This is a genomic window from Commensalibacter sp. Nvir (genome assembly GCF_963921845.1).
Classification (GTDB): Bacteria; Pseudomonadota; Alphaproteobacteria; order Acetobacterales; family Acetobacteraceae; genus Commensalibacter.
In genome coordinates this window covers 1-12,254 of sequence record NZ_CAWUGZ010000140.1, presented here as the reverse complement: position 1 = coordinate 12,254, position 12,254 = coordinate 1, and the positions used below count along the sequence as shown (strand labels likewise).

The 12,254-nt window shown below is 37.2% G+C and carries 9 protein-coding genes; 1 reads left to right on the top strand and 8 read right to left on the bottom strand.

Annotation, left to right across the window (positions count from 1 at the left end; all coding sequences use genetic code 11):
- Positions 1-317: 317 nt before the first annotated feature.
- Positions 318-1,145 carry an ABC transporter permease gene (locus AABE15_RS08980; protein ID WP_338330958.1) on the bottom strand — a complete coding sequence of 276 codons (828 nt, stop codon included), beginning with the start codon at positions 1,143-1,145 and terminating at the stop codon, positions 318-320.
- Between the two features lie 309 nt (positions 1,146-1,454).
- Here AABE15_RS08980 and AABE15_RS08975 point away from each other — a divergent pair, with 309 nt between their 5' ends.
- Positions 1,455-2,984 carry a lytic transglycosylase domain-containing protein gene (locus AABE15_RS08975; protein WP_338330957.1) on the top strand — a complete coding sequence of 510 codons (1,530 nt, stop codon included), beginning with the start codon at positions 1,455-1,457 and terminating at the stop codon, positions 2,982-2,984.
- A 61-nt stretch (positions 2,985-3,045) separates the two neighbouring features.
- Here the strand turns inward: AABE15_RS08975 and AABE15_RS08970 are convergent, their stop codons facing one another.
- The 7 genes from AABE15_RS08970 to AABE15_RS08940 all read right to left on the bottom strand — a co-directional run bounded on the left by AABE15_RS08970 (position 3,046) and on the right by AABE15_RS08940 (position 12,071).
- Positions 3,046-4,158 carry an NADH:flavin oxidoreductase/NADH oxidase gene (locus tag AABE15_RS08970; RefSeq protein ID WP_338330956.1) on the bottom strand — a complete coding sequence of 371 codons (1,113 nt, stop codon included), beginning with the start codon at positions 4,156-4,158 and terminating at the stop codon, positions 3,046-3,048.
- An 817-nt stretch (positions 4,159-4,975) separates the two neighbouring features.
- Positions 4,976-5,629, bottom strand: a complete 654-nt coding sequence (gene nfsB, locus AABE15_RS08965; RefSeq protein ID WP_338330955.1) for an oxygen-insensitive NAD(P)H nitroreductase — start codon at positions 5,627-5,629, stop codon at positions 4,976-4,978.
- Between the two features lie 1,124 nt (positions 5,630-6,753).
- Positions 6,754-7,038, bottom strand: a complete 285-nt coding sequence (locus AABE15_RS08960) for a hypothetical protein (protein ID WP_338330954.1) — start codon at positions 7,036-7,038, stop codon at positions 6,754-6,756.
- Positions 7,039-7,213: 175 nt separating this feature from the next.
- Positions 7,214-7,900 (bottom strand): SDR family oxidoreductase, encoded by a 687-nt coding sequence (locus AABE15_RS08955; protein ID WP_338330953.1) that lies wholly within the window; start codon positions 7,898-7,900, stop codon positions 7,214-7,216.
- 1 nt (position 7,901) lies between these two features.
- Positions 7,902-9,368, bottom strand: a complete 1,467-nt coding sequence (gene purF / locus AABE15_RS08950) for an amidophosphoribosyltransferase (protein WP_338330952.1) — start codon at positions 9,366-9,368, stop codon at positions 7,902-7,904.
- An 84-nt stretch (positions 9,369-9,452) separates the two neighbouring features.
- Entirely contained in the window at positions 9,453-10,109 is a 657-nt protein-coding gene (locus tag AABE15_RS08945; protein WP_338330951.1) for a CvpA family protein, read from the bottom strand.
- Positions 10,110-10,355: 246 nt separating this feature from the next.
- On the bottom strand, positions 10,356-12,071 hold the full coding sequence (locus AABE15_RS08940) for a Na/Pi cotransporter family protein (protein WP_338330950.1): 1,716 nt from the start codon (positions 12,069-12,071) through the stop codon (positions 10,356-10,358).
- Between the last annotated feature and the right edge of the window lie 183 nt (positions 12,072-12,254).

Below are 12,254 nucleotides of genomic sequence, written 5' to 3'. Positions count from 1 at the left end.
GTTCATATTATCTGGTTGATTTATGATAAAGACGATTTAAAAGAAAATTTATCCGATTTAACTATAAAAAAGCTATAGTTGAGTTTCTTGGTTAATTCAATCCTGTACAAGTATATAAGTATACTTCGTAAAAAAGACCATACGGAATTAAATGAATGACAAAATTATTCGCTTAGAAAGCAATGCCTTGATTCTTTCTAGTTTATGCAAAGATAATCTGCGTTTTATTCGACCAAAATGAACCATTTGATTTTTTAAGTCATTTTATTCAAATCAATTAATAATAATTAATTTGTATGGATTATGTTCTGTATTATTCATATCCAAAAAGCCAAGTGGGATCTTTTTTTAACGAATACGAAAAAAGAGATAGCGATAATGAATATGGAGTATAAACATAAAGCTCCCCAAACATTTGCAGATGGAAATTTCCCCATCAAAGGTGCGCGAATAACTTCAATCATCGTGTAAAAAGGATTTGCTAACAACAAAGCTGTTTTGTTATGCAATTGTGTAGGCATCCAGATAATCGGGGTCACGTAAAAAATAATTTGTATTAAACTATTGATAATTTGAGGTATATCTCTGTAGCGTGCGCAGATGCATCCTAAAAATAAACAAATAGCCCATCCATTTATAATGTTGATTAAGATTCCGGGGATGCACATCAAAATCATCCAACCTGGCCACAAATGGTAATAAAGCAGAACAATAAGAGGAATAGTTAAATTAAGTCCCAACATGATTAAGTTTCGCGTTGTAGCGCGTATGACTTGGATAAAAAAGGGCATCTTAACCGAATGTATGACGTCTTCTGCTTGAATAAAGCAAAAACATCCGTCTGTTAAATAAATTGCAATTGCATTATCCCATAAAATTATAGCAAGAGAAATGTAAGGTAAGTAAAGATGGAGGTCCATATTAAACAGTGAACTGTAAATAAGACCCATAGTACCAATCATGGCGGCAGAGGTGGACGTAATCCATAAAGGGCCAAAAAACGAACCTTTGTAGCGTAATTTAATATCGAACCATCCTAACGATAGGCCTAATCGCCATAAACGAAAGCTTTCAGCAATATCCATCAGTGCAAGCGTTAAATTATTCGGGCGATTGCGAAAAGCTTTTATTAAATAATAGGTCATATGTTCTAAGGGTCAGTGGTTTGTGTGGTTATTTCGTTAAATTCATTTGCAACAAGCGTTGTATCGGTTCATTTTATTACATAATAAGAAAATCATTCAATTTCTATCTTTTTTGCTTGGTATAATAGGGTGCAAATCATATCTGTGCAACAATCACTTAACTTTCAAATAGGATATTTAAAACGGATTATATATAGTAATAGAGTGTTTTCTTTGTTAGAATGCAAGCAACCATACATCTTGTTAATTCCGATTAACGTCTAAACGTAAAGCGTACCTATTTCCCAAAAAAGATAGAGGTAGTATAGAATGTCTCGTTGTGAAAATCATAGAAAATTACCACTTTTTGGTTTGTTGTATTCACACACGTTGCGTTTAAATATTCAGTATCTTTATAATAATTTTTTGAAATATGGGCTTTTACCTTCTTTAGTATTATTTATTTCAGCGTGTTCATCTTCTTCATACCGTCAACAAATACCTATTGCGCAAGAAGTGGCAAACTACAAAGCGCGTGCTAAATCATATTATGCTCCGCCTGGCCCTCCTGGTGATCCTTGGGGGCCATATATTTATGAAGCTTCTAGACGATTCGATGTCCCTGATGCTTGGATACGTGCGGTAATGAAACAAGAATCAGGTGGAAATCTTTATGTAAATGGTCAATTGGTGACGTCTGGACCCGGTGCAATGGGGTTGATGCAACTTATGCCACCCACTTACGATGAAATGCGGATAGCTTATAATTTGGGTGACGATGCCTATGATCCCCATGATAATATCATGGCGGGTACGGCTTATATCCGACAAATGTATGATATTTATGGCTCTCCTGGTTTTTTAGCAGCCTATAATGGTGGACCCGGTCGTTTAGATGATTTTTTGACTAGAAACAGAAGCTTGCCTTTGGAAACCCGGCGCTACGTCGCTTCAATAGGCTTTCAAATCCAAGGCATTACTCCGCTTAGGCGTTCTCAAGCTGATTTATTAGTTGAAAGTCACCAAAACAATACAAATCTTGATCCTGAAATTTATGCCTCTGCCGCCCAGCCCCAATCTGCCTTTTATACAAAGAGAAATTTTTCGGGCCAAGCGCTAGAAGTTCAACAGGCATGGAGTAATAAAAGGAACAACTCCAGCGCAACGGATAGCTTAAACTATGCCAGTTTGAATAGGATGGATGACGCAACTACAGAAGCGTTGAATAGGCAAAGTTTACAAAGCAAACAGCAAGCGACTACGCAAGTTGCTATGCTGGCCTCTTCATCGTCCAATACAACAACCTATCCTACACGATGGAAACGATTTGACCAATCCCGTAGGACGTCATTTATCAATACTTCTACTGTTGCTTCAACATGGGCATCAAGAGGATATTCCGTCGCTAATAGAAATCAAACCTCAAAGCAGATTACTTCTTCATCTCGACGAAATTTAGAGCCACCTATAATCCTGACTTCTGCATCGGCCAATCAGTATCGCGCAATACGGAAACCCATAAGTTATCAACTTGTGTCTGTGCCTGAAAGAAATAATTTTAATAGATCATCCAAGCATAAATTAAAATCTTTTGAATATGAAAAAAATGTTTCTTCTGTAGGGCAGTGGGGTATTCAAGTAGGGGCTTTCGTTTCTTCGTCTCAGGCACATACTGCGGTGGCAAAAGCCAAAACACATGCGGCCTTGAAATTAGGAAACCAGCAAATACAAGCGGTTAGAGTAGGGAAAAACAAACTTTATCGGGCCAGAGTAACAGGGTTGAGTCAAGCAACAGCAAGAGCAGCCTGTCAAAAACTTTCTTCTTGCATGTTGTTATCCCCCTCTAAAATCAGTTCCTAGATCAAAAACTTTTTTTAAACATTTCATGAAAAGTGAAAGGGTTGTAATCCTCTATTATAATTTAAGGGATTTTAAATATATCTGCTTTAGGATTTGTTTTTCCCCTCCAATATTGGGGAGCGGTATGTATTTTTCGATTTAGCTGTTCGGCAGCTATCCAGGGCCAATGAGGGTTAGCAAGAATTGCCCGCCCAATGGCAACCGCATCGGCTTGCTGGCATGCTAAAATGGTTTCCGCCTGTTTTGCCTGATCAATTAATCCTACCGCTATAGTAGGGATAGAGGCATGTTTTCGTATTTCTTGCGAAAAGTAAACTTGGAAGCCAGGGCCAGCAGGAATTTTTTGTTGCGGACTTAAGCCCCCAGTGGATACATGGATAAGGGGACATCCATGCTTTTTTAATGCTTTGCAAAAAACAATAGAATCCTCAAGGTTCCAACCATTTTCAGTCCAATCTGTGGCGGATATTCTTACCCATAACGGTATTGTGTTTGAGATTTTTTCTTTGACCGCTTGGTAAACTTCCAATGGGAATCGCATACGATTTTCTAGACTTCCGCCATATTGATCGTCGCGTTTGTTGGTAAGTGGCGATAAAAATTCATGAAACAAGTAACCGTGCGCCATGTGAAGCTCAATTCCTTGAAAGCCTAGGGCTTCAGATCTCAAAGCCGAATCGACAAAAGCTCGTTTTATTCTTTCCAACGCATCAGAGGACATTGCTTGTGGTATAGGATCTTCGGGCTCATACGGTAGGGCCGATGGGGCTATTGTCTGCCAACTTAATGGGTCAGAGGGGGGTATAGCGCGTTCTGCCTGTTCCTTTGCTTTCCACGGTTCATAAGTGGATGCTTTTCTACCTGCATGAGCCAGTTGTATGGCAATGGGCATAGAAGAATATTTTCTTACCGAGTGCAACATTTTTTGCATGGCCTCTTGAGTTTCGTCATTCCACAATCCTACGCAGTAGGGCGTTATTCTACCTTCAGGGGAAACCGCTGTGGCCTCAACGATGAACAAGCCTGCCCCTGATTTAAGCATACTTCCTATGTGGATTCGATGCCAATCTGTCATTTTGCCGTGTTCTGCACTGTATTGACACATAGGAGGAATAACGATTTTATTTTCAAGTCTTAGATTTTCTATGGACCAAGGTTCAAAAAGGTGAATCACGATTAAAATTCCTTTTGTTAACTCTGCGTTGTATTTGATATAGGTAGCTATGTGAATTCTAACCTATAAAATACCACATGTATGTCATTGAAGTTAATTTTATCGCCCTATTTGTTTAAAAAGAGGCAAGGGTCATAGAACTATTGGTTTTATATACACTGTTAAAAGGATACCAGACTCAGGTTTTATAGCAAAGCAACTCAACCAGCCTAGTTGCTTAGTTTGAATTCAAATTTTATTTAGAATGAGAAAAACCACACTTTTTTGCAAAATAAAACTTTATTTTGTCATGAAACAACGTTTTGGAACATAGATAATTTTTATGGAAATTTTATTTTTACGTAAATATTAACTTCAGAAAAGAATAGGCATTCAATTGATAAATTTGATGATGGATGAAAACAATAATGGTTTGTTTTGTTAATTAACTATGTTTTGATCGCTTCAATAAACGGTGTAACGTTAATTTTTCCGATAAAAGCATTCGAATGTTACAAGGTTTTTATTTAATTTTCTTAAATTTAATGGATGTGAAGCATAAAATAAATTGTGGCAAACATCAGTTTATTTTAATGGATTGTAAGAGAAAATAACCTTGGGATAATAATCATGAATAGGGCTTAGGCTATAAATGAAGAAGACGATAACTTAAATTATAGACGTTAAGATATTACTTCTTCGTTAATTATTTATAAGTTGTATTCGTATTTATGGTTATTAATACGATTAATGCTATCTATAGAAAACTTTAAAAAATCTGTGCGTTCATATCATGACCATACATGATCGACTACACGTCAGTTTTATGTTCGTCGTATTACATTAAGGTGAAAAGTTCTTTAAGTGGAAGCCTAGATTTTTCCAAAATACTATTATAATCATCTTCGGCTCTATACCCTAAAGACACGACAACAAGGCTTGTTAATTGTTGAGTATTTAGATCGAAATTTTTATCTAGACGCTGGGTATCAAAACCTTCCATTGCCGTAGAATCAATACCGAGGGCCGCCGAGCCAATTAAAAGGGTTCCTAGAGCAATATAACATTGTCTTTTCATCCAGTTTAAAACATAGTCCTTATCGTATCGATGGGTTAGTAAAAAATTTTTACAAAATTGAAAATATTCTTCTTTACTTGCTGGAGAATTAAACCGTTTGCTTTGATCTGCCTCGTCAACAATTTTTCGCAAATAGTCTTCATCCAAATTTGTCTTGGAACAAATGACAATAGCGTGTGAAGATTGGATTACTTTCTCAGCATTAAATTGATACACCTCGTTCATGGACTCAGCAATATTTGTTTTTGCTTTTTGTGACGTGGCAACAATAAAATGGTATGGCTGTGAGTTGATAGAGGTCGGCGTTAAGCGCAAAACATTTAAAAGTTTATCAAGTAATTCTTTAGGAATTTTTTTGTTAGGATTATATTTCTTCGTCGTGTACCTTTGTTTCATAAGTGTTTCAATATGCATTAGCGTTCCTATCTAAATGAATAATTTTAAAGTGCTCTGCCCATCGTTTCAATATAATGCCCTTTATTATAGACATAATTTGTTAAATTTTCTTATTTAAATTGCAAACGGTTAAATGAAATGGAAAATAGGGATTGCTTTTTGATTCATAAGAGTTTTTTTACGGTGTCAACCTAGTACACATATTCGATTGATTCAAAAAGCACCGAATATGTTTTAAACAATTTGTTAATATTTAAAAAAGAGCTGTATTGAGTTGCTGTAAATTTTAAAACCAATAGATTTTTTACAATGGGTTATTTTAATAACTTAATTGGATCAATAAGAATAAACGTAATAAAACGATCAGAATTAAAGCATTTTATGATGAAATTATAGAGCGACATCATTTATGAAATACTTAAATCGTAGTGCGTTTAAACAGGAGTCACATTCTTTTTATATTCTTAATAGATCATTTTTGCGAATATTTCGTTTAATTATATCACGAAGTCTTTTTTGATGAACTGAACGTTTATTGCTATGGAAATGATTTGGTTAAAAATCAATGAAAACCATCGAGATTTGTTGTTCGGTAATGCTCACCGTTCGGCGGTTTTGACATAAAGGGTAAAAACATTAAACTGTGACCAAACAATTTTATATATTACCTCTAATTAAAGCCATATTCTAATACAATGTGTTTATTTAAACGGGTATATCGTTGAGTTTTGTTATTCATAAAATTTTCAATAAATAATCCTGTGAGTTTTAAACATCACACTATGGATTTATGTTGATATGGAAAGTTAATTTTAGATTTGCTCACGTTATGCCAATGGCTACGTACGTTTCGCGTTTTAAAGAGTTTGGAATATATTGATTGTTTAAATTCGTATTTTTCTTTTGATGAAACAATCGGTTTATAGAGATACACAAAAATTTTGTTGGCGACGTACCATCGGCCAACGTTTTCATCGGTGTTATTTTAGAAATCTTATAAAAGAATTACTTCAACCCAATAGTAAATGTAAAACGGATTAATGGCATTTTTAAACGTAAATTATTAAAAAACGTTTAAACAATTTTTATTTGTTTAAACGTTTCGTAAGTTTATTGTATTAGTTTAATTTTTAAAAGACTACTTACTTTTCGAGTTTGCTTCCGTCTATGATGGATTTTTCTGCGAAAAAAGGTACTTTTATCTGAGATAAAGCCGCTGATAAGGCAATAATACTCAGCGTTAAAATGTTCAAACTAATGAGATAATGAATGTTTAACCAACTTGGAGGAAAAGAAAGACTAACAGGATACATACTGGAACGCATTCCTAAGACAATTGAGTAAAAATCAATAGTCAACAGGTAAATGGTCCATGCGATCATCGCACTGATTAGTATACCGCAGAGGGAACGGCTAAAATTGAACATGGTTTTCCTCCTATATTTTATAGATTACATATAGATCAATTCATTATGGATTTTACCGACTAAAATGACAGTAATTATCTAATATAATACGATTCGAATATATTTCAACCGAATTATACTCATTAAATACCTTTAAACCCTATGTATTTGCTTATTAAGCGTGAATACGGATATATTATAGTGCTTGCTCAGATAAAATGGACGACAAAATAAGCGCAGCACTTTGCTTAGGTGATAATAAGTTTTGTTTATCCTCAGCAGGATAAAAACCTGTTCTTAAGGATGTATGGGTCGGCAAGGGGGTTATGTATGATACTTTTACGTTGGAAATGGAAGCTATTTCTAATTGCCAGCATTCAATCAGTGCTTTAATAGCCGCATTGATCGGTACAATATGTGACCAGTATGCATTTGGTATGGTTGATCCTTGCACAAAAATAGCCCTTCCTTTATGGGATTTATTTAAAAGAGGATAAAAGGTTCGTATAAGTCGCCTACAGCTCGTTAAATTTGCTGTCAGACACTGATCCCAAATTGTATCGTGAATGTGCTGAATAGGCGATAAAGGGGCAAAGTGAAAGGCGGCGTGTACTAAAATATCTAAGCGTTGAAAACGTTCTGCTATTGATGGGCCAAGCACATCAATACGATTACTGCACGATAAGTCAAGTGGCAATAGCGTCGCTTGATTGCCGTTTTTTCTGATTTCGTTGTCCGTATTAAGCAATCCTGCTTGATTGCGGGCACTTAACACACAATGCGCTCCAGCACGTGCCATGGCTATGGCACATGCCTGACCAATTCCCCGACTGGCACCTGTAATAAAGGCGACTTGATCTTTCAAAGGGACAGTATTCAACACTTTATTTGACTTTGGCCAAACTCGCATCGTGGTCAATTAAAGGTATAGGATAATCTCCTGTAAAACAGGCATCGCAATATTTTGGTTGTTTTTTGTTTCGGCTTTTTTCCCCTAATGCCCGATAAAGACCATCTTCACTGACGAAAGCGAGGGAATCTGCCCCGATTAATTGTCGCATATCTTCGGTTGTATGAGTGTAGGCAAGTAATTTTTCCTGTGTTGGTGTATCTATGCCATAAAAACAAGAAAATTTTGTAGGGGGGGAGGCAATACGAAGGTGTACCTCCGTTGCCCCGGCTGCTCTAACCATTTCTACAATTTTTTTAGAGGTTGTACCGCGTACAATTGAATCATCAATTAAGATAACTTTTTTGTCTTTTAAGGCCACACGGTTTGTGGAATGTTTGAGTTTAACGCCCAAATGGCGTATTTGGTCGGTCGGTTCAATAAATGTTCTGCCAATATAATGACTTCTAATAATGCCTAGTTCGAAAGGAATATGGCTTGCTGCTGCATACCCTAAGGCGGCGGGCACCCCCGAATCTGGAACGGGAACGACAACATCTGCGTCTATGGGGGATTCTTGAGCCAATTCAGCCCCAATCCTTTTTCTAGCATCATAAACAGATGTATTATCAATGATTGAATCGGGTCTAGCAAAATATACGTACTCAAATATACAAAAACGCTTTGAAGTGCATGAAAAAGGTTTGATTGATCGCAACCCTTCGTCGTTGATAATTACAACTTCTCCAGGCTCTATATCCCTTACAAATTCTGCTCCCATACTTAACAAAGCACAGGTTTCGCTCGCAATAACCCAGGATTGGCTCGGTTCAATAGAGGGCAGTTTCCCTAATATGAGAGGTCTTACCCCTAGAGGATCACGTGCAGCGATAAGCATATTTTTTGATAAAGCAACCAAAGAATACGCACCCTGTACTTGTTTTAATGCGTCAATAAAGCGGTCAATGACGGTGTCATACAATGAAACGGCAATTAAATGAATAAACACTTCACTGTCTGTACTCGATTGAAACAAACATCCTCTTCGAACTAGGGATTGCTTTAAACGTTGAGCATTGGTTAGGTTGCCGTTATGAGCCACAGCAAAACCACCAAATTCGAAATCACCATACAATGGTTGTACATTACGCAATTGCGTGGAACCCGTAGTGGCGTAACGATTATGCCCAATAGCTTTACCGCCTGGCAAATTGGAAATAATCCGTGGATCAGCAAATACTTCCCCCACCAGTCCTAAGCCACGGTGTACGTGAAAATTATGGTTATCAAAGGTAACGATACCGCTTGCTTCTTGACCTCTATGTTGGAGGGCATGCAATCCCAAAGCTGCAAGCGAAGCGGCATCTTGCGTGGTCCAAATACCTATTACACCACATTCTTCGTGGAAACGATCCTCTTCTAAAACAAATGAATCACAATGATGATGAGGCGAATAATTCATAATAGATCCGTATAAGTGTATGCTGATGTAAATTGGGTGGATGGGCCATAAAAAACGCTATAGCAATTGATTTCATAAAAAAATTTAATTGCCATTGCTAGGAGATTGATTGGGTTCGATAGAATCCTGCCCATCGTTGCCCATCGGATTATCTTGGGGAGGTGTAGACGGTGTATTGGGTTCAAAATCATTTTCTGTTGGTATCGTCAACCGAGGCGCAACAGATTGGGGAACCATAACTTCTTTTTGCATAAAACTAGGAAGCAAATTATTAACACACAGTGCACCTTGATAAAGGTAAGGAATAAGCTGGCTTTCCTGGAATGCTTGTGGCCATTGCTGATTGGAAAAAACAATGCCACTTAAAAGATAAAGAATACATAACCCCGCAGCGCCTTTGACGGCTCCACAACATGCACCCATTAGTTTATCTAACCTTCCGAGTAAAGAAAATTTTGAGGAATTGGGCCCAACAACTGCATTGGCAACAGTGTTAATAACCAAACTTGTTAAAATAAAGATACTAATGAACGAAATTACAGCAGCTATGATATCTGAGTTAATATAAGAAGTGATTTGGGGGGCAAGATTGCCATACCAACGGTTAGCCAGAACGGCTGAAATAACCCAGCCCAATAATCCTATAAATTCACGCGTAAATCCTCTGGAAAGTCCAGACAATGCTCCGAATAATATGATGATCAGACCTACCAGATCAATCCAATTAAAACTATTCAGCACGGGAGTAAATTATTCCTAATTTAGATTTAATTGCAAAAAGATAGCAGTAAAGAAATTTTACGTGAAGATCAATACGTAGTTTATTCTGATTAATATAACGATATTTATGTATATAGGCACAATACCATTTTATTTGAAGGGATTTTAATCAATATTACCCAATAAATTGCAGAACATAAATACTATTTCTATTTAATCCTACTAAATCTTTTGAACGTTGCATAGAATTTCCTATCGTAAAACGATTTACTCGTTTTCATCTAATGCGGGGTCGGCGAGGTCGTTTGTTGAAGAGGACTCTTCCGGTTGAAGGCGACTGGGTAATAAGAGGCCATATTGCTCTAGAACAGAATAGGCTGTTGAGGCGACAACATGGGTATTTGTACGTTTTAAATCTCTGGCCAATTCGAGCAGATAGGAACCAAATTGTATTTGAATTTTTTTATTTTCGGTTTCATTTCTTAATCGTTGGTAATAAAGAGAGTTGGCTTGGTTTTCAATTTCTCGAAAAATATCTTTTTCTTCAGCTAATTTCCGAGCGACGCCTTCGTTTTCATTCATTAACAACGTGGCCGATACCCGTATATTTTTTCGTAGACGATCAAGCATCTCCTTTAGAAACGACATCATATCTTTGGGTAAATCAATGCGCTGTTTAATCATTCTTTGAACGGTCGGTATAACGTTTCGGTTTAACACGTCACCTGCATTTGCAATTTGCATACCGAAGGTAAGAATTTTTTCAATCTGTTGCAATTCTTCTTCACTAAGTGATTCAGCATCCAAAGCCGTCACGTAGCTTTGAATCGCGTTGTTGAGTTTGTCCAAAGTATAATCGACTCTGCGTGCTTCGTTTGCGGCTTGAAGGGTTTTATTTTGCATGGTTACGCTGACCCCTTCTAACATTTTTTCCAAAGCATCGCAAAGTCGCAACGATTCTCGTTTTGCATTTCCTATGGCTAATATAGGCGATTGTTTAATGGCGGCTTTATCCAAATAAATAGGGGTAGACGGATCAGATGATTTTTCTTTTTTAGGTCTAGGCAACAAGCGCTTAAGAAAATTGGCGTAGGGAGTTAAAAGAGGTAGAAAAATTACTGCGGTTAAAATGTTAAAAAGCGTATGAAAATTAGCGATCGCACGGCTAGGATCAGGATAATATTCATTAAACCAACGCGTGACGGGCGATAAAAAGAAAAGAATAACGACAGCGCCAATAAGCCGATTAAGTAAATTACCGATAGGCAAACGTTTGGTAACCCAATCTTTCCCACTTCCTTCCAATACAGGGTTGAGTGCTGTACCTATATTCGAGCCAATCACCATTGCGAAGGCCGTTTGAGGTGAGATAGTATGGTGTGAAGCGAACGAAGCAATAAGCAATACCACAGCGACAGAGGAATGCATCATCCACGTCAGTACCATAGCAATGATTACCGCGATTAAAGGTAGATCCGCAATGCTTCCTAACATGAGGGTCAAGGTTGGTTGGTTGGTGTAAGGATGCAATACAATTAAAAATTGATGTAGAGAAATTAAAATTAAGCCCAGTCCAATAAAAACCCTCCCAAAATCACGGACATAATTCATCCCTCTACGAAAGCTGATAACACCAATTAATACAAATAAAGGAGCAATGCGGGACACATCAAACGAAAGCAGTTGGACAATAAGTGTTGTGCCGACATTCGCACCCAGCATAACGGCTAAGGCAGAAGAAAGACCAATAACACCATTGGCCGTAAATCCTGTAACCATTAATCCTGTTGCGGTTGAAGATTGCAAAACCGCTGTAATTCCCATACCGGCAAAAAATGCTTGGATACGATTTCGCAGCATTTTGGATAGGATTTGGTTCAATTTGGCGCCGAAAGCACGTTGCACGCCTGTTTGTACCATGTGCACCCCCCATAAGAGAAGGGCTACGCTACCGGCGAGATTGATTACAGTAATAAAATCCAACGTAAATCCTCGCTTGCTAATTTTATTGTGCTTAACGTTTAATAGAGCAATTACTTTAATCGTTAGATTGGGCAAGGCTCTAATATAATCAAACGCTTTAAACCAATTTTATCCAAGCAAAATTATCATTGTGTTTGAAAATTTTAGAAATTAGGGGATAAAATTTGTTGTTCAGAAGGTACT

What these genes read in the sequence shown, in the direction of transcription:
- nfsB (WP_338330955.1), bottom strand. Translation starts at nt 5,629, where the DNA reads ATGCATATTGAAACACTTATGAAACAAAGGTACACGACGAAGAAATAT.
- purF (WP_338330952.1), bottom strand. Translation starts at nt 9,368, where the DNA reads ATGAATTATTCGCCTCATCATCATTGTGATTCATTTGTTTTAGAAGAG.
- AABE15_RS08960 (WP_338330954.1), bottom strand. Translation starts at nt 7,038, where the DNA reads ATGTTCAATTTTAGCCGTTCCCTCTGCGGTATACTAATCAGTGCGATG.
- AABE15_RS08975 (WP_338330957.1), top strand. Translation starts at nt 1,455, where the DNA reads ATGTCTCGTTGTGAAAATCATAGAAAATTACCACTTTTTGGTTTGTTG.
- AABE15_RS08980 (WP_338330958.1), bottom strand. Translation starts at nt 1,145, where the DNA reads ATGACCTATTATTTAATAAAAGCTTTTCGCAATCGCCCGAATAATTTA.